Below are 19167 nucleotides of genomic sequence, written 5' to 3'. Positions count from 1 at the left end.
AATGGGGCGTTATTTGTTCAATGTCGCGTGGTGTCGATTGCCTGCCAGCGCGGGAAAATGGCGGGTGTCGCCTTGGCGTAGCGATCCCATGCCTCGCCAAAGTGCGCTGCCGAGTCACGCTCTTCGCGGCGGGCGAGTCGGACATAGACGATAAGGAGGATCGGGAACATCCCCAGCGTGATCAGCGTGGGCCACTGCAGCAAAAAGCCGATCATGATCAGCACGAAGGCCACGTATTGCGGGTGGCGCAACCGGGCGTAGGGACCCGCTGTGGCAAGTTGCCCGCTCGCTTGCGCTGCGTAGAGCACCCGCCAGGCGGCTGCCAGCAGCCAGAATCCGCCGCCGATAAAGACCGTTGAGAGTAGATGGAAGGGGCCGAAGTGCGGGTTGGTGCGCGAGCCGAACATCATCTCCAGCAGATGACCGGAGTCGTGGGCCAGAAAATCGATGCCTGGAAAGTGCTGTCCCAGCCAGCCCGAGAGCAGGTAGATGGTCAGCGGAAAGCCATACATTTCGGTAAATAGCGCCACGAGAAAGGCGGAGAACATCCCCAGCGTGCGCCAATCCCGCGCGGTGCGGGGCTTGAAGAAGCTGAAGGCGAAGAAGATGAAGATCGCGGAATTGATCGCCACCAGCGACCACAGTCCGTAGGAGGATTCGATCATTTGTCGTCACCGCCGTGTTTGCCGCCGTGTCCGCCATGACCGTGACCGCCGTGCATGAAAACATGCATCAGCGGGCAGGCCGCCAGGAACAGCCAGGGCAGCCAACCGAGCAGGTGCGCCTGGTGCTCGATAGCGAGCATCACCAACGCGATGGCGGCAAAGCCACCAAAGATCCACCACGTGCGACGACTGTGGCGCGTTGCGTGGTTACTTTCGTGTTGCGCATCGGGTTTCAAAGCGTTCATCGCGAGTCCATTGTGGTCACTGAGGATGCGTCAATTGTTCGCCTCGGCAGGGAACGGAAACATGACCTGCGGATGACAACCGTGTCATTTTTCCTTTTTCAGGCGGTGCCCTGGGCTGCGACGCAAAGATGACAAATTTGTCATCTTTGCGTCAGGTCACCGACGGGATGGTTCCTCTACAGTGGCGCCACTCGAAACTCATTCTAGGAAGGATCATGAAAGCACTTATCTCTGCCATTTTCGTGGCAGCAGCCTTGGGTTCGGCCCTGCCCGCCAGTGCAGCGGGGGACCACGGTCATGGCGCGATGCCCATGGCCGCGGCAACGGACGGCATGTCAGAAGGGATGGTCAAAAAGGTGGATGCCGCCAAGGGCAAGATCACGATCAAGCACGGCCCGCTCAAAAATCTCGGCATGCCGGGCATGACGATGGTGTTCAAAGCGGCGTCGATGGACATGCTGAAGAAGGTCAAGCCGGGTGACACCGTACATTTTGTTGCCGAAGACGTTGGCGGCACGCTGACGGTGACCCAGCTGGAAAGCGCTCAATAGGCCCGCACGAGAGGTGCGCTCACGCATGGTGCGCACCTCGCCGATGATCCTCTTCCGGACTTCAAACCGATGAAAAACTTCCTGATGCGCGGCCTGCTTGCCAGCGCTCTCGGTGGCGCGGTGCTGTTTGGCCCGGCTCATGCTCAGACGTCTGAAGCGCCGCTTGGAGCTTCGCTCCACGAGTTGCTGTCCTATGCCCGCGAACACAACCCGGAACTGGCCGCTCGCAGGTTGGAGGCGGCAGCCAATCGGGAGCGCATCGAACCGGCCGGTGCGTTGCCCGACCCTAAATTTCAGCTTGAATTGATGGATTTCACCAACACCATGTCGGGTGGCGGTGCATCTTTGGTGCCCGGAGCGGTTGGGCAGACCCGCTACCGGGTCATCCAGTCCGTCCCATTCTGGGGTAAGCGTGGGTTGCGCGGTGGTGTGGCCGAAGCGTTAGCGGATCAAAGCGCACGCTTCGCCGACAGCGCCGTGCTGGAGGTCGAGGCACGTATCAAGACGGCCTATGTGCGTTACTACCAGGCGGACGGCCAGTCCGCGATTATTGGCGAGACGCTTGCGCTGCTCGATGCCCTGAGCCGGCTGGTCGAGACCCGCTACAGCGTGGGGCTGGTGCCGCAGCAGGACGCGATTCGAGCGCATAGCGAACTGACCACGCTCAAAATTGAACGCGTTGAGGCCGAGCGTCGCCGGCGTGATGCTGTCGCCAAGCTCAATGCGCAATTGCCGCGCCGGGCTGACGCGCCGCTCGATGCGCCGACCCGATTGCCCGAGGCGCCCGCACAACTCGATCTGGCGGCGCTGTTTGAGCGTGCCAAATCGCTCTCGCCGGGCTTGGCGCGTGAGCGACTTGGGACGGAAGCCGCCGCCAAGTCGCGAGAACTCGTGTATCTGAATCGCTATCCCGATTTCGGCGTCGCATTGACCAATAACCGTCCGCAAAACGGCACCGATAGCTGGGATGTGATGCTGGAGGTCAACATCCCGTTGCAGCAACGTTCCCGCCGGGCGCAGGAGCGGGAGGCTGAACGGCGAGTTGATGCCGCCCACAGTCAGGTCGCCGCCGCGGAAGCGCGACTCAATGGCCAACTCGGCGAAGCCCATGCTGCCTTCGAAGCCAACGTCGACAAGGCACGGCTGCTGCGCGGCACGCTGCTGCCGCAGGCGCGTGCCAACTTCGATGCGGCCATGGCGGGGTACGAATCCGGCCGGGTCAACTTCAATACCCTCATCGAGGCCGAGCGGCAGATTCTGCGCGCGCGCCTTGCCTTGCTGGACGCCGACGCCGAGATCCATATTCGGCTCGCTGAACTCGAACTGCTGGTGGGAGCCCCCCTGTGAAACGACCTATTTCCCTAACGCTGGCCGCGGTGGCTGTCGGTGTGACACTGTCGGCGGCCTATTGGGCGGGTAGCCGCCATGCGGCAATCACCACTGATTTGCTGCCTGCAGCGCATGCGGCGGAAACTGCAGCGGATGGCGGCAAGCAGCCCCGCAAGATTCTCTACTACCGTAACCCGATGGGTTTGCCGGATACCTCGCCTGAACCCAAAAAAGACTCGATGGGCATGGACTACATTCCGGTCTATGAAGGTGACGAGCCGGATGGCGAAGGTGCGGTCAAGGTCAGCCCGGCCCGCTTGCAGACGCTCGGCGTCAAGACCGCGATGGCCGAGATACGCGCGATGGACGCGGCGGTGCGGGCGGTCGGCCGGGTGGAGATCAACGAGCGCGCCATTCATGATGTGGCGCCGCGCTTCGAGGGCTGGATCGAGCGGCTGCATGTGAATGCCAGTGGCGATCCGGTCAAACGCGGTCAGCCGCTGTTTTCGGTGTACAGCCCCGAACTGGTGTCGGCGCAAAAGGAACTGGCGATTGCGCGCGAGCTTAAGCTCGATGCGCCGGATGCGGACCCCGCCGCACGCGCGGCCGCCGGCCGTCTTGCCGAGGCGGCGCGCGAGCGCCTGGCCAATTGGCAGGTCGCGGCGCCGGCAGGCAAGGTTTCAAGCCGGCTGACTTTCAACTCTCCGGCGACCGGCTTCGTCCTAGAGAAAAAGGCCGTCGAGGGCATGCGTTTTATGCCGGGGACGGCGATCTACCGCATTGCCGATTTGTCCACTGTTTGGGTGATCGCCGATGTTTACGAGAAGGATCTGGCCCGGGTGAAGGTCGGCGAGATGGCCAAGGTCAGTCTGGAAGCATTTCCGGACCAGACCTTCGATGCCAAGCTCACTTATCTCTATCCCACCCTCAACGCGGCCACGCGGACCACCCCGGTGCGTCTGGAGCTGGCCAATCGTGACGGCTTGCTGCGTCCCGGCATGTTTGCTCATGTCGACATCGCCTCGGCCGGCAGCGCCAAGCGTTTGACTGTGCCCAAATCGGCGCTCATCGACACCGGTGAACGACAGGTGGTGCTGCGGGTCGAAGGTGAGGGCAAGTTCAAACCGCAACCGGTGAAAGTTGGGCTGCGCGGGCGAGATCACGTTGAAATTCTGGAGGGGCTGGAGGACGGTGCTGAAGTCGTCGTGGCAGCCAACTTCCTGATCGATGCGGAGAGCAATCTCAAGGCCGCGTTGTCGACCTTCTCAGCGCCTGATGCAACAACGGCGAAAAACTATGAAGCGGTCGGCTCGGTGGATTCGGTTGATTTGTCATCCGACACCGTGTCGATGAACCACGAGGCCATCCCCGCGCTTCAATGGCCGGCCATGACCATGGAATTCGGTCTGGCCAGCAAAGAGGTCATCAAAGGGGTGCTGCCGGGGCAGCCGGTGCGTTTTACCTTTGAAGATCGGGGCGACGGCGAGTTCGTCATCGTCAAAGTCGAGCAAGCCGGCGCGGCCGCGCACAAGGGGCATTGAGATGCTCGATCGTCTGATTGAATGGTCGGCGCGCAATGTGTTTTTGGTGCTGCTGGCCACGCTGGCCGTGATCGGCGGCGGGGTGTACGCGGTCAAGCAGACCCCGCTCGATGCGCTGCCCGATCTGTCCGACACCCAGGTCATCGTGTTTACGCCATACCAGGGGCAAGCCCCCCGGGTGGTGGAAGATCAGGTCACCTATCCGCTCACCACCGCCATGTTGGCGGTGCCCAAGGCCAAGGTGGTACGCGGCTTCTCGATGTTCGGCGCGTCCTACGTGTATGTGATCTTCGAGGACGGCACCGACATCTACTGGGCCCGCTCGCGCGTGCTCGAATACCTGAGTTCGGTGCAGGGTAGCCTGCCCGAAGGGGTGTCGCCGCAGCTCGGCCCCGACGCCACTGGTGTGGGCTGGGTCTTCCAGTACGCGCTCACCGGCAAGGACCAGTCGCTGGCCGACCTGCGCAGCGTGCAGGACTGGTATGTGCGCTACCAGCTGACCAAGGCCGGTGGGGTGGCCGAGGTGGCCAGCGTGGGCGGCTTCGTCAAGGAATACCAGGTCATCGTCGACCCGCACCGGCTGGCGAGCTACGGGATTCCGTTGGCGCGCGTCTCGCAGGTGATCCGCGAATCGAACCGCGATGTCGGTGGCCGGGTGGTGGAGCTGGCCGAGAAGGAATTCATGGTGCGTGGCCTGGGCTATCTGAAGGGCGTCGAGGACATCGAAACCCTGGTGCTCAAGGCCGATGGCGGCACGCCGGTGCTGGTGCGCGACGTGGCGCGGGTCGAACTCGTGCCCGCCGGGCGGCGCGGCATCACCGAACTGAACGGCGAGGGCGAAGTGGCCTCGGGCATCGTGATGGCGCGCTTTGGCCAGAACGCGCTCGATGTGATCGCCAACGTCAAGGCCAAGATCGAGGAACTCAAGCCCGGCCTGCCCGAGGGCACCGAGATTGTGCCGGTGTATGACCGTGCGCCCTTGATCGAGCGGGCCATCGCCAACTTGAAATGGACGCTGTTCGAGGAGAGCCTGATCGTCGCCGCTGTGTGCATCATCTTCCTGATGCATGTGAGGAGTGCGCTGGTCGCCATCCTCACGCTGCCGATCGGCATCCTGATCGCTTTCATCGCCATGCGCTCGATGGACATGGGCAGCAACATCATGAGCCTGGGCGGCATCGCCATTGCCATCGGCGCGATGGTCGATGCGGCCATCGTGATGATCGAGAACGCCCACAAACACCTGGAGCGATTACCGCACGATGCGCACCAACGCGACCGTGCGGCGGCGATGATCCGCGCCTGCAAGGAAGTGGGGCCGGCGCTGTTCTTCTCGCTGCTGATCATCACCGTCTCCTTCTTGCCGGTGTTCACGCTGGAGGGGCAGGAAGGGCGGCTGTTCAGCCCGCTGGCCTTCACAAAGACCTTTGCCATGGCCGGTGCTGCCATTCTTTCGGTCACGCTGGTGCCGGTGCTGATGATGCTGTTCATTCGCGGGCACATCATGCCGGAGCAGAAGAACCCGGTGAATCGCTTCCTGATCTGGGCCTATCGGCCGATCATTCAGTGGGTGATGCGCCGCAAATGGACCACCCTGGTGCTCGCTGTGTTGGCAATGGCGGCGACGATCTTTCCGGCACGGCAGATCGGCTCGGAATTCATGCCCACGCTCAACGAGGGCTCGATCTTCTACATGCCGGCCTCGCTGCCTGGCATGTCGGTGACCGAAGCCGCGCGCCTGCTGCAGACCACTAACCGTGTGATCAAGACCTTCCCAGAGGTTGAGTCGGTGTATGGCAAGGCCGGCCGCGCCAATAGCGCGACCGATCCGGCACCGATCGAGATGTTCGAGACCGTCATCAATCTCACGCCGGAAGACACATGGCGCCCGGGCATGACGGTGGACAAGCTCATCGCCGAGATGGACGCGGCGCTCAAGTTCCCCGGCGTGGCCAACTCCTGGACCATGCCGATCAAGGCGCGCATTGATATGCTGTCGACCGGTATCCGCACGCCAGTGGGGGTCAAAGTCTTCGGCAAGGATCTGGGCGAAATCGAAAAGCTGGCGCGCCAGATCGAGCAGGCGGTCAAGGACGTGCCCGGTACCACCAGCGCCTACGCCGAGCGGGTGACCGGCGGGTATTACCTCGACATCACTCCGCGCCGCGAGCAACTGGCGCGCTACGGCATCACCGTGGGTGAGTTCCAGCAGGTGGTATCCACCGCCCTGGGCGGCGCGCCGGTCACCACCGCCGTCGAAGGGCTGGAGCGCTACAACGTCACGGTGCGCTACCCGCGCGCCTTGCGCGAGGACACGCAGCGCATCGCCAATGAAGTCTTCGTGCCCAGCGCCGCGGGCATGATCCCGCTGGGGCAACTGGCCGAGATTGCGCTGCGCAACGGTCCGCCGGGGATCAAGACCGAGAATGCGCTGCTCGCGGCCTATGTGTTTGTCGACATTCGCGACCGCGACGTCGGCTCCTATGTAAAAGAAGCGCAGCAGGCAGTGGCCGACAAGGTCAGCTTCCCGCCGGGCTACTACGCCACCTGGTCGGGCCAGTTCGAGTATATGGAGCGAGCCAAGGCCAAGCTGTCGCTGGTTGTGCCGCTGACGCTGGCGATCATCTTTGTGCTGCTGTATCTGAACTTCCGCCGCCTGGCTGAAACGCTGATCGTCATGCTGTCGGTGCCTTTCGCGCTGGTGGGCGGCATCTGGCTGATGTGGTGGCTGGGTTACAACATGAGCGTGGCGGTGGCGGTGGGCTTTATCGCACTGGCCGGCGTGGCGGCTGAAACCGGGGTGGTGATGCTGATTTACCTGGATCAGGCATGGGAGGAAATCAAAACGAAACGGCTTGGCGATGGTCGCCAACCCGATGTGTCGGACCTCTATCACGCCATCATGGAAGGCGCGGTTGAGCGGGTGCGACCCAAGATGATGACCGTAGTAGCCATCATGGCCGGCCTGCTACCCATCATGTGGAGCACCGGCACCGGCTCTGAAGTCATGAGCCGCATCGCCGCGCCGATGGTCGGCGGCATGATCTCGTCGACAGTGCTGACGCTGGGCGTGATCCCGGCGTTGTATGCGCTGGTCAAGCAGTGGCGCCTCAAGCGAGGCCTGGAAACACCTCGGGCAGTGGTTAAGTCGGAGTTGATTCCCGAGCCAAGCTAGTCAATAAGACTCGCGCGAAGACAACGGCCGGGCGGCTCGCATGCGCCCGGCCGTTGTCGTTTGTGGTGCGGCAGGCGTCCGGAGAGCGACCTCCCGTGACGTAACGGCATCACGACATTTGGCTAACGACAATGTAATTCCCGGGTCAGCGTCCCGTCGGTGTCAGCCCCTTAGGATGTCTTCACGGTCGGATAGACGAAGTTCGGCTCAGTTGAAACTTTTTCCAAGGAGAACACCATGAAAACCACCCTGATCAAACTGTCCTTCATCGCCGCAATTGGCGGCGTTGCCGCGACCTCCGCCTACGCTCATCCGGACTACACGGAAGCTGGCTCCCATTGGCTGAATCATGTGTCCGAATCGAATGCTCAGCCCTCCGCCAACCAGTTGGCCCCCTTCGGCTACAAGGCCGTTGCCGCGCCAGGTCGGGAGATCACGCTGAGCGGCGAGGCGAAATATCTGAACGTAAACCAACTTGAAACCGTTCGTATCACGGTTGACGGAAAGAGCCTGGATTGGACCTTCGATACGCTCGGCACCCGCCCGTTCGCGCTGTCCGAGGTCATACCCGGCGCCAAGGGCGTCACAGTCTATGTGTCTAAGAACCCGGATTTTGCCGGCTAAGGCCGGAAGAACATTTGCTTAGCGGGATTTTTTGAACGTGCCCGCGATATCACTCAACGCTCCAAGAGGCAACCATGATCAAGAAAGCACTCACCATTATTGCCATCAGCGCAGTCAGCATCTCTGCCTTCGCCGCTGACGCCGCACTCGTCGAGAAGTCCATCCCTTTGAAGGATGGCGCGACGGTGTACATCTTCAAAGACGGGAAGATGGGCATGGAGGACAAGCTGGGAAGAGCCACACACATGCAGCCGGGTCATGTGATGGAAACGACCGATGGTCAGAAGATCATCATGAACGGCAATGAAATCTGGCGATTGGATGCACTCCTTCACAAAGACCATCGCGGGTAGTCGTCGGCAGACCCGCCATACATTAGTTCGATGGACCCACCTTCGCGGTGGGTTTTCGCATTTCGGCAACTTGCCCGCATTCAGAACGACGTGGTGCCAACACGATAGCGAAGCACTGGAAAACGAGGGGTTTCCCTAAATACATGTTCGGCGAGCAGGAACCAGTGACAGCCCGACAGATGTTATTTCCGAATCTGAATGTGCAAAAACGCTACCTCCATGCATGCGTGCAATAGCGGCGACGATGGAGAGGCCAAGTCCAAAATTGTTTTCCTGCCGGTGCACGCGCGATACGTCATGTCGATAGAAGCGATCGAAAATCCGGTCGATCTCTTCTGGGGGGATTGCTTCGCCTACATTCTCAACTGAAAGTAGTACTTTCCCACTTTCAACGCCGATTCGCACGGTAACGCATGTGCCGGCGTAGCCGTACCGCGCGGCATTCGAAAGCAGGTTGGAAAGCGCCCGCCTTAGAAGCGCTCTGTCGGCAGCGACACTTGCGTCGCCGAGCACCGCACCGCGAAGCCCATTCTCGGCCAAGGCGGCCTCGTGGTACTCCAGAACTTCAGATGCCAGGTCGGCAATACTGTTGACTATTTCTGCGCGCGCACTGATGCCGCGATCGACCTGCGCAAGAAATAGCATGTCGTTGATCAGGCCTGAAAGGCGTTGTAGCTCTTCGAGATTGGACCCAAGAAAGTCGAGTAGATCTTCGCTCGACCGAGTGCCAGTCAAAGCCAGTTCGGTTTGGCCGATGAGCGTCGCCAAGGGCGTACGAAGTTCATGAGCCACGTCCGCGTTGAATGCTTCAAGTTGAACATACGCGCGCTCAAGCCGCTCCAGTACGGCGTTGAACTGCATAATCAGCGGTTGGAATTCTTCAGCCTGCGTCTGGCCATCAAGGCGTTCGCTTAGCCGTTCAGGCACCAACTGCTTTGCCTGAGCCGCCAATTCATTTACCGGCTCAAGGGAGTGGCGCACAAGTCGCGCTCCACAATAGGACACGAGAAGCGTTCCACCAAGGGCGCTCGCAAACAAGGTCCATGCCAATCGCGTCAACATTGTTGCGTCTGCGCTGGTATCCAGGGCCAGGGTGACGTGCATGACACCGTCGCTGAGCCAGCGGGCGGGCACCTGAAAGTCAACGGACCGTAGTTGTTCGGATCGTTCGGTTATGGCGCCTTTTGGAAAAGTCGTGCGCTCTCCGTGCAAGGCCAGTTCAAGTCGAAGATCGAAGCGGCCGAAAAAAAAATCGTCGAGCTTGTGCCGAAGCGTTTCTATATCGCCCTGAGTCGCAACCTCTTCAATCAGGTGCTGAATAATTTTTTTATATTGCCAGAGCGTCGTGTTTTGGCGTTCGACGAAACTCATGGTCGTCGCAAAATAGATCACGCTGCAAACGACTCCCAAGCCCAGGAAAGCCAATGCAGCAAGCCATTGAGTAAGCCAGCGCCGCAGCGACTTCACGCCCGGCCTTTCCCGTTTTTTCTGACGAGTCTTGTCATTTCGGTGCATTAGGACTTCTGGGCAAAATCGTAAAGAGTTCGGCTTGGTGAGCTCGCTCATCTCACGCCTAATCGCCACGTGTGCTGAGCCGTCACAGCCGCATTCAGTCGGTCTTCGGCGTGTTGTGATTGCGCACCAGTCGCTGTCGAGTGCTCATCCAGTGCGCCGGAGGCAAGCCGTTCATGCTACGTCATTAAGGCGATCGGTTCCACGGCTTGGCCGATTACAAAACTGTAATCTAAATGTTCGCTTTTCGACGATATCAGCCTTGTAGGCTTCGCCTCGAATCAAATTGTGCTCAAAAAACCGGTGTGACGCGATAGAGCACTACCAGAATTGATCGTCCGTGCGCTATCGATATTTGGCAGTGAATGCGGTGTGGCGCGACGGATTGACCCTTGCGCATCTCCAATGCGGTTCATTTCAAGCGGCAAAGTCTTTCGGTGCGCGTTTTGGCACCGGTGCTGAACGGACGACCATGCGGATACGACAGGCCGCGCCGTCGTTGGGGTCTCCGCACTTCTATGCGCATTGTTGGAACCCGCAGTGCTGAGCTTTCCAGCCGTCACGGACGGTGGTCAGTTGGAGTCGAATGGGGCCGCGTTGAGTGAGCTTCATTCATCGTTTTAGACAAACAATCGAGACAAATTCATGCTGAGCTATGCTGGATTCGTGGCGGGGGCGCCTGTTGTTCTTACGTCGCTGTTGATGGTGTTTTCCCCGGCTGTGTTGGCCGAGGTGAGTTCGCCGGATGGCGAGAGTGCCGCGTCTACATTGACCTCAGAGGTGCGGCTGCGCCGGCCGGACTTGACGCTCACTGAGGCGATTGAGCGTGCCATGGCGTCAAACCCTGCGCTTGCCGCACAAAGGCGCGAGGTTGCTGCCCGCCAAGGCGAGCGCGTGCAAGCGGGCCTTCTGCCAAATCCAAGTCTCTCGATGCTGCTTGAGGATACTCGTAGCGCGACGCGCACGACCACAATCCAGATTGACCAGCGCATCGAACTCGGCGGCAAGCGTAGCGCGCGAGTGGATGTGGCGGCCGGAAGTGTGAAAGCAGCAGATGCGGATCTGGCGGCGCGAACTTTGGTGGTGCGATCCGAAGTGGCTGCCACTTTTTATGCCGTATTGGCAGGGCAGGAGCGTGTCGCGTTAACTGATGAGTTGGTCGTACTTGCCGGGCGCGCCCTGATTGCGGCCACCAAGCGGGTCGCTGCCGGGAAGGCCGCACCGCTGGAAGCTTCCCGTGCGAAAATCGCTGAAGCGTCTGCGCGTATGGAGCAAAACCAGGCTCAAAGCGCACTTGCTGTTCAGCGGCGTCGTCTGGCTGCAACTTGGGCCGGTTCGGACGATGGTTTCGGGCGAGTGACCGGCCAAACCGTGACGGGAGCAGTGGCCATGGCGTGGCCTCAGTTGCTGTCGCGTTTGGATCAGGCTCCGCAAATGCTTAGTGCACGGCATGCGCTTGAGCGCAGCCAATCGGCCGTGGTGCTGGAGCGGGCAAAGCGGACCCCTGACCTGACAGTTAGCCTTGGCAATATCCGCGCCGAAGAGGTCGGTCGTAATCAGGCGCTCATTGGCCTGTCGATCGAGATACCTCTGTTTGATCGCAACCAAGGCAACATTCTTGCTGCTACACAGCGCGCCGGCATGGCCGCTGACGAGGTGGACGCGCTCCGAGCCAAACTCCAGGCTGATTTGTTTGAGGCCTACCAGCAGCTTCTAGTGGCGCAACAAAGCGCGACGACGCTGGAGGCCGATGTCGTTCCGGCCGCGCTGAGCGCATTTCGAGCGGCAGTGATTGGGTTTGAACTGGGCAAGTTCAGCTTCCTGGATGTACTCGATGCACAGCGCTCGCTATCTCAGGCGCGGTCCCGGCATATCGAAACGCTGACGGAAATCAGCCGCGCAGTGGCCCAGATTGAGCGCGTGCTCGGGCCGCAGGGCTCAGCGGCGCCTTCTGTCCACTAGAACTCAAAATCAAACTCCATTGAGAGGATCTACGCGTCCATGATTGAAAAAAAACAAGCCGTGCTTGCCGCAGCCATCGTGCTGATTGGCGGACTCGCCGGAACTGCCATGCTCGGCGCCAGCCCCTCCACGCAGGCCCCCGTGGCGGACCGCCATGGCGAAGCGAGTGCGCATGGAGACGAGGAGCATCACGGCGCACCCCCACGCACCAACCACGCTGACGATGATCAACATGCTGATGGTGAGCACCATGACGCAGCATCGGTCCCTGGCGTGCATGGTGGTCAGGTGTTCTCTGCCGGCGATACCAGGGTTGAATTTTTGTTGTCGGAAGAAGGGGGGAGTCCGCACATTCGGATGTGGTCTTTTGACCATGATCGCGTTTTGGCGCCTGGCACTGTGAAAGCCAGTGGCCGGCTGGTGCGCGCGGATGGCAGCGTCGAGGAACTCGCCTTCGCGGTAGCGGATGATTACCTGAAGAGCACGACAGAGGTCGCCGAACCCCATGTTTTCGACGCCAACATCAGTGTTGAGGTCAATGGCGAGAAGCTGACCATCAACTACGTCGCCGAAGAAGGTAAAGTGGAGCTGACGGATGCGCAAATCGATGACGCCGGCGTGGTCGTTGATACGGCGGCCCCAGCAAAAATCAAGACTGTCTTGCGCTTGCCGGGTGAGATCAGGTTCAACGAAGATCGCACAGCTCACGTCGTTCCGCGCCTGAGTGGATTGGTTGAAAGCGTACCGGCCAAGCTTGGCCAGTCGGTCAAGCGCGGAGAGGTATTGGCGGTGATCGCCAGTGCCAGCTTGTCAGAGCAGAGGAGCGAGCTATTGGCCGCAACCAAGCGGAGGGCTCTGGCTCAGTCCACCTTCGTGCGGGAAAAGCGCCTGTGGGAAGAAAAAGTGTCGGCGGAACAAGACTATTTGCAGGCCACTCAGGTGCTGCAAGAGGCTGACATTGCGGTTGCCAACGCACAGCAGAAACTGAAGGCTTTGGGGGCTGGTACGACGATTTCCGGTGCCCTCAACCGCTACGAAATTCGAGCACCATTCGATGGTGTGATCGTCGAAAAACACTTGTCGCTCGGTGAAGCGGTCAAAGAAGACACGAGCATCTTTACCATCTCGGACCTTTCGTCTGTATGGGCTGAGATTGTCGTCCCGGCCAAGGATCTGAACACCATTCGGGTTGGCGAGGAGGTCGCTATCAGCGCAACGGCGTTCGAGTCAAGGACGACTGGCACGATCTCCTATGTTGGCGCGTTGCTTGGGCAGGATACTCGTACTGCCAAAGCGCAGGTGACCCTCGCAAATCCGGACATGGCCTGGCGGCCCGGACTGTTTGTCGATGTTGACGTTATTTCCAGTGAAAAGACCGTGCCCGTCTCAGTGGCAACCGAAGCGGTTCACACCGTTGAAGAGCAACCCGTGGTGTTCATTCGAACCAGGGGTGGTTTTGTCCCTCAGCCGGTGATGTTGGGCAGCTCGGATGGGATGCGCACTGAAATTATCGAGGGCTTGAAGGCCGGAACCCCCCATGCCGCAGCCGGCAGTTTTGTCATTAAGGCGGAACTGGGAAAAGGCAGTGCTGAACACAGCCACTGAGCCGGGAGAAAACCATGTTTGAACGCATTATCCGGCTCGCCATTGAGCATCGTTGGCTCGTCTTGCTCGCCGTGCTCGGCATGGCCAGCATCGGTATCTACAACTATCAGCGCCTGCCCATTGATGCGGTGCCTGATATCACCAATGTCCAGGTTCAGATCAACACGGCAGCACCTGGCTATTCGCCGCTGGAAGTCGAGCAGCGCGTGACCTATCCCATTGAAACAGTGATGGCCGGTTTGCCTGATCTGGAGCAGACCCGCTCACTCTCGCGCTACGGATTGTCGCAGGTGACGGTGATTTTCAAGGACGGCACCGACATCTACTTTGCTCGGCAGTTGGTCAATCAGCGAATCCAGGAGGCGCGCGATCGTTTGCCCGCCGAGGTGACGCCGGCTATGGGGCCGATCTCCACGGGGCTGGGCGAGATCTACCTTTGGACGGTGGAGGCGAGCGACGACGCCCGCAGGGCCGATGGCAAGCCGTATACGTCGACTGATCTGCGCGAAATCCAGGACTGGATCATCAAACCGCAGTTGCGCAATGTGGCGGGGGTGACCGAGATCAACTCGATTGGTGGATTTGCCAAGGAGTATCAAGTCGCGCCCAGCCCGGAGAAGCTGGCCTCTTACGGCCTCACGCTGGCGGACATGGTCACCGCCATCGATCGCAACAACGCGAATGTGGGGGCGGGTTATATCGAAAAGCGTGGCGAGCAATATCTCATCCGCGCGCCAGGGCAAGTGAGCTCACTGGCGGATATAGGGAGCATCATCCTTGGTAATGTGCGCGGGGTGCCGATCCGCATCCGCGACGTGGCCGAGGTGGGCATCGGACGTGAGTTGCGCACCGGCGCAGCCACTGAAAATGGATATGAGGTCGTGCTTGGTACGGTGTTCATGTTGATCGGTGAAAATAGCCGTGCGGTCTCTGCCGCAGTCGACCAGAGAATGGTCCAGATCAACCGCAACCTGCCCGAGGGTGTGCGCGCGGTGACGGTCTATGACCGCACGGTGCTGGTCGACAAGGCCATCAACACCGTCAAGAAGAACCTGCTCGAAGGGGCGATTCTCGTCATCGCCATCTTGTTCCTGTTCCTCGGCAATATCCGCGCGGCCATCATTACCGCGATGGTGATCCCGTTGTCCATGCTGTTTACCTTCACCGGCATGGTGACCTACAAGATCAGCGCCAACCTGATGAGTCTGGGCGCGCTCGATTTCGGCATCATTATCGACGGCGCAGTCGTCATCGTTGAAAACTGTGTGCGCCGCCTGGCCACTGCTCAGGAGCACCACGGCCGTCCGCTGACCCGCACGGAACGTTTCCACGAAGTCTATGCCGCCTCGGTCGAGGCGCGCCGTCCGCTGCTTTTCGGGCAGGTGATCATCATGGTGGTGTATCTGCCGATCTTTGCGCTCACCGGTGTCGAAGGCAAGATGTTCCACCCGATGGCGTTCACGGTGGTTGCCGCTTTGCTCGGCGCTATGGTGCTGTCGGTTACTTTCATCCCGGCCGCCGTCGCCCTGTTCATCGGCGACAAGGTTGCTGAAAAGGAAAACCGCTTGATGCGCGCCGCGCGCCGTGGCTACAAGCCGGTGCTGGGCCTGGTGATGCGTAACAGACCGGTGGTGGTGGCGCTTGCCGTGGTGGCCGTCTCCTTGTCCGGTGTGCTGGCAACACGTCTGGGCAGCGAATTCGTGCCAAGCCTGAACGAAGGGGATTTCGCGATCCAGGCACTGCGTATTCCTGGAACCAGCCTGAGTCAGTCGGTCGACATGCAGCGCCAGATCGAACGTAAGCTGAAAGCCGAGTTCCCCGAGATTGAGCGGATATTCGCGCGCACCGGCACGGCGGAAATCGCCTCTGATGCAATGCCACCGAACATCTCCGACGGCTACATCATGCTCAAGCCAGAAGATCAGTGGCCCGAGCCGAAGAAGAGTCGCGACGAGTTGCTCATTGCTGTGCAGGCCGTGGTGAATGCCATTCCCGGCAACAGCTATGAATTTTCACAACCCATCCAGCTTCGATTCAACGAACTGATTTCCGGGGTAAGAAGTGATGTTGCGGTGAAAGTCTTCGGTGACGACATGAAGGTGATGAACGAAACAGCCGCCAAGGTGGCTGCAGCACTTGAAAGTGTCGAGGGCTCATCCGAAGTCAAAATTGAACAAACCACCGGTCTGCCCATGCTCACGATCGACATCGATCGAGAGAAAACCGCTCGCTATGGCCTGAACGTTGGCGATGTGCAGGACGCGGTCGCCACGGCGATCGGTGGCCGTCAGGCGGGCACCATGTTCGAAGGCGATCGGCGCTTCGACATTGTGGTGCGTTTGCCTGATGCCTTGCGCTCTGATCTTGATGCGCTCAAGCGGCTACCAATCGCTTTGCCACGGAGTGCCAACGCGAGTGGAGACGAACGGACCGCTTATATTCCGCTCGGCGAAGTCGCCGAACTCAAGTTGGCTCCGGGGCCGAACCAGGTTAGCCGCGAAGAGGGCAAGCGTCGAGTGGTGGTCAGTTCGAACGTGCGTGGGCGGGATATCGGCTCTTTCGTCAAGGACGCTGAGTTACGCTTGGCGGAGGTGAAGATTCCGGCGGGCTACTGGACAAGTTGGGGCGGTACGTTCGAGCAGCTTCAGTCAGCGATTGCGCGCCTCCAGATTGTTGTGCCGGTTGCTCTCTTGCTGGTGTTCACTTTGCTGTTTGTCATGTTCGGCAACGCCAAGGATGGCTTGCTGGTGTTCACAGGGATTCCCTTTGCGCTCACTGGCGGCGTCATTGCGCTGTGGCTTCGAGACATTCCGCTGTCCATCTCGGCCGCGGTGGGTTTCATCGCGTTGTCCGGCGTGGCGGTACTCAATGGTCTGGTGATGATCTCCTTCATTCGTAGCCTGCGTGAGCAAGGTCGGACGTTGGACGAAGCCATTGAAGAGGGCGCCTTGACACGCTTACGCCCGGTGCTGATGACTGCGCTTGTAGCTTCGCTGGGCTTCGTGCCGATGGCGATAGCAATTGGCACCGGCGCCGAAGTGCAGCGTCCGTTAGCCACCGTGGTCATTGGCGGGATCTTGTCATCGACGCTGCTTACCTTGCTGGTCTTGCCGGCACTCTACCGTCTGGTACATCGCCGTGATGCAGAAGAAGAGGACTTTACGGCGGAACCTGCTGCAGAAGCCGTCACCATTTGATACCGTGGCTGGGAGGCGCACCACCTCCCGGCCACTTCCCCTGGCGGAGGTGAGGCATTGAGATGTTGGAAAACGCGTGACTGGCAACAAGCGCTCGATGGAGCGACAAAGCCAAGGTGAGCAGGCCAGGATCTATCCGAGTCACCAAGCGTGAAACCTGCTCCTGCTACGAGCCCGAATTATTGGCTTGGTGCCGCGGGCTTATCCGCTGCGGTCCTCCAGCACATAGCCCATGCCACGCACCGTGTGCAGCAACTTGTCGGTGAACGGATCGTCTAGCTTCCCGCGTAGGCGCCGTACTGCCACCTCAACCACATTGGTATTGCTGTCGAAATTCATGTCCCACACTTGTTCGGCGAGAAAACTGCGCGATAGCACCTGCCCTTGTTGGCGTAGCAACAACGATAGCAAGGTGAACTCTTTTGCGGTCAGCGCCAATCGTGTTTCCCCTCGCGAGGCTCGTCGACGGGCAAGATCGACTTCCAGGTCCGCCATGGTGAGTACCGTAGGATCAGCGCTCTGGCTGGCGACGACGCCTCGGCGCAACAGCGCCTGCACTCGTGCCAATAATTCGGACAACGCGAAGGGTTTGACAAGATAGTCGTCAGCGCCATCCTGAAGGCCTCGGACGCGGTCTTCGACCTTGTCCCGGGCCGTCAGCATCATGATCGGAACGCGCTTTTCCTTCCTGATGTCGCGCATGACTGAAAAGCCGTCCAGGCCGGGTAGCATGACATCGAGCAAAATCAGATCGTAGTTGCCGTCCAGCGCGAGAAAGCGCCCGTCATGACCGTTATGGGCTACATCGACGACGTAGCTGTTTTCCGCAAGCGCCCTGCGCAAATACTCCGCAAGCTTCGGTTCGTCTTCAATAACCAGGATTTTCATACGCTGATTATCCACTACGGCAACATTCGAGTTCGCAATATTACCGATTTGTAATGTAGTGGTTGGGAAATCGACGAGGAACACCGCGTAGAGTGAAGCCTATCCGCCCGGCGACAAGGCGACATCTCTTCAGAGAAAAATGGACAACAGACATAAACCATCGCCGCCTCCAAATTCCGTACAGCCCCTGATCGATGCCATCAGGGGTGGTGACGAGGGGGCATTGCGGGAGTTGCTTTCACTCGCGCCCCCAGATCGACATCGCGACGATCAGGGATGTACGGCGATGTTTCATGCGATCTATCGGCGCGAGTGGGCGATGGTAGAAGAATTGCTGCGACATGGAGCAAGTATCGATACGCAAGATATCGCGGGTTGGACGCCGCTATTCTGGGCGGCCTTCAACGGCCACGCGCACGTTGTTTCGCGACTGATCCAGCTGGGCGCCAATCCCGATCTCCGAAATGAGGATGGCGAGTTGGCTCTGTTTTGGGCCGTCTACAAAGGACACGACGATGTTGTTCAGGTGCTAATCAAAGGCGGGAGCGGGGGCCATGCTCAAGACGCCTCCGGGATGAACTCTCGGGATTTGGCCAAGCTTCTTGGTCGCGAAGAAGTAGTCGAGCAAATTGACGAGGAGTCGACCTCAGTTCGATCAAAGCGGCATTGACTCGGGCGGCGAGATATTGGGGCGCCAGTTGCCGTTTCGCACTGAGGCGACGGCTGGCACCGGAAGGAAGCGCTACATCGAGTCTCCGCGCCTCAGGAGGCTGGTGAAAGTATCTTCGGAAAGAATATCCCGCGAGTAACGCTAGGATTGGGAGGACGGTATTGGCCAAAAAGACGTCAGTGATGTGGTTGTAGGTTAACAGCTGTTTTCGGCAGCTCGCGTTAGGCAGGAGGGCGGCCTGAACGTACTATGGTGGTGTGTCATAGACATCCACAATGTGTAGGCCCTAGTTTGGTTTACATAACTATATTTATCGCTGTTTTCGGTAATTCAATAGAAGCGTAACGATGAGTCCGCCATACTAAAACTTAGAGGGTTTTGAAAATTCAACGGCGTTCATGCCCTCTGTTGGTGCGCTGACCGCAATACGAAGAAATTGGTGGGTTCGGAAAATTCACCGTGCTCAAACGCCCATGAATTAGAGGTTCCTACTGATTCGCATCTGTTGAGGCTTTCTCTCTTCCATTGCTGCCGTTCGTCAGAACAGGAGCGTCGAGACCCTTATCGAGTGACCGTTGAGCATTGTTAAGATCAATTTCCGCGCGGGTGAATACCGACGAGGCTGTAGGACGCTTCAATGCGTTGCTCTCGATTGGCGCACTATTTACCTACCCTCAAAAGACGAACTGCCGGTTTCGACCCGAAGCGGACGCTCATCGAGACCTAGAGCGGAAGTTCAGAGACCGGGCGCGATGCTGCCTAGCACAGCCGACGGGGCCTCGTCAAAAAGGGAGCCTCAGTTTGCTCGCCAATCCGTTGCCGATGAGTGCTTGCACGGCAGACATTTCTG

General features: G+C 59.6%; 14 protein-coding genes. 10 read left to right on the top strand and 4 right to left on the bottom strand.

The features are described 5' to 3' along the window. Positions 1-17: 17 nt before the first annotated feature. Entirely contained in the window at positions 18-665 is a 648-nt protein-coding gene (locus I8J34_RS17815) for a methyltransferase family protein (RefSeq protein ID WP_144179911.1), read from the bottom strand. Beyond that, positions 662-910, bottom strand: coding sequence for a DUF2933 domain-containing protein (locus I8J34_RS17810; RefSeq protein ID WP_144179913.1), 249 nt, complete (start codon positions 908-910; stop codon positions 662-664). Before I8J34_RS17810 ends, I8J34_RS17815 begins: the two co-directional genes overlap by 4 nt. A gap of 215 nt (positions 911-1125) precedes the next feature. Between I8J34_RS17810 and I8J34_RS17805 the strand changes: the two genes are divergently transcribed. The 6 genes from I8J34_RS17805 (at position 1126) to copK (ending at position 8483) form a co-directional block, all read left to right on the top strand. Next, entirely contained in the window at positions 1126-1461 is a 336-nt protein-coding gene (locus I8J34_RS17805; protein WP_144179934.1) for a copper-binding protein, read from the top strand. A gap of 69 nt (positions 1462-1530) precedes the next feature. Next, positions 1531-2808: a TolC family protein gene (locus tag I8J34_RS17800; RefSeq protein ID WP_144179915.1), complete on the top strand. Its 1278-nt coding sequence runs from the start codon at positions 1531-1533 to the stop codon at positions 2806-2808. Beyond that, a complete protein-coding gene (locus I8J34_RS17795; RefSeq protein WP_144179917.1) occupies positions 2805-4331 on the top strand; it encodes an efflux RND transporter periplasmic adaptor subunit in 1527 nt (508 codons plus the stop codon). The genes I8J34_RS17800 and I8J34_RS17795 overlap by 4 nt, the downstream gene beginning before the upstream one ends. Position 4332: 1 nt before the next feature. Further along, positions 4333-7506, top strand: a complete 3174-nt coding sequence (locus I8J34_RS17790; protein WP_214362940.1) for an efflux RND transporter permease subunit — start codon at positions 4333-4335, stop codon at positions 7504-7506. Between the two features lie 237 nt (positions 7507-7743). Then, the gene (locus I8J34_RS17785; RefSeq protein ID WP_214362939.1) at positions 7744-8130 is read left to right on the top strand and encodes a CzcE family metal-binding protein; all 387 of its coding nucleotides are present in this window, start codon (positions 7744-7746) and stop codon (positions 8128-8130) included. A 74-nt stretch (positions 8131-8204) separates the two neighbouring features. Further along, a complete protein-coding gene (copK, locus tag I8J34_RS17780; protein ID WP_214362938.1) occupies positions 8205-8483 on the top strand; it encodes a periplasmic Cu(I)/Cu(II)-binding protein CopK in 279 nt (92 codons plus the stop codon). A 135-nt stretch (positions 8484-8618) separates the two neighbouring features. Here copK and I8J34_RS17775 read toward each other — a convergent pair whose 3' ends face one another. After that, positions 8619-10049, bottom strand: a complete 1431-nt coding sequence (locus tag I8J34_RS17775) for a heavy metal sensor histidine kinase (RefSeq protein ID WP_230411892.1) — start codon at positions 10047-10049, stop codon at positions 8619-8621. A 591-nt stretch (positions 10050-10640) separates the two neighbouring features. Here I8J34_RS17775 and I8J34_RS17770 point away from each other — a divergent pair. Genes I8J34_RS17770 through I8J34_RS17760 form a run of 3 tightly spaced genes read left to right on the top strand, consistent with a single transcriptional unit; the run spans position 10641 to position 16759 of the window. Further along, positions 10641-11957: a TolC family protein gene (locus I8J34_RS17770; protein WP_214362937.1), complete on the top strand. Its 1317-nt coding sequence runs from the start codon at positions 10641-10643 to the stop codon at positions 11955-11957. Between the two features lie 39 nt (positions 11958-11996). After that, complete coding sequence (locus I8J34_RS17765) at positions 11997-13562, top strand: efflux RND transporter periplasmic adaptor subunit (protein WP_214362936.1); 1566 nt, start codon at positions 11997-11999, stop codon at positions 13560-13562. Positions 13563-13576: 14 nt separating this feature from the next. Then, the gene (locus tag I8J34_RS17760; protein WP_214362935.1) at positions 13577-16759 is read left to right on the top strand and encodes a CusA/CzcA family heavy metal efflux RND transporter; all 3183 of its coding nucleotides are present in this window, start codon (positions 13577-13579) and stop codon (positions 16757-16759) included. A gap of 201 nt (positions 16760-16960) precedes the next feature. Here the strand turns inward: I8J34_RS17760 and I8J34_RS17755 are convergent, their stop codons facing one another. Further along, positions 16961-17647, bottom strand: coding sequence for a heavy metal response regulator transcription factor (locus I8J34_RS17755; protein ID WP_214362934.1), 687 nt, complete (start codon positions 17645-17647; stop codon positions 16961-16963). A gap of 139 nt (positions 17648-17786) precedes the next feature. Here I8J34_RS17755 and I8J34_RS17750 point away from each other — a divergent pair, with 139 nt between their 5' ends. After that, positions 17787-18317, top strand: a complete 531-nt coding sequence (locus I8J34_RS17750; RefSeq protein WP_214362933.1) for an ankyrin repeat domain-containing protein — start codon at positions 17787-17789, stop codon at positions 18315-18317. Positions 18318-19167 lie beyond the last annotated feature (850 nt).

This window comes from Denitromonas iodatirespirans, assembly GCF_018524365.1.
GTDB classification, from domain to species: domain Bacteria; phylum Pseudomonadota; class Gammaproteobacteria; order Burkholderiales; family Rhodocyclaceae; genus Nitrogeniibacter; species Nitrogeniibacter iodatirespirans.
The sequence above is the reverse complement of the archived record's forward strand: the minus strand, read 5'-3'. Positions and strand labels throughout refer to the sequence as shown.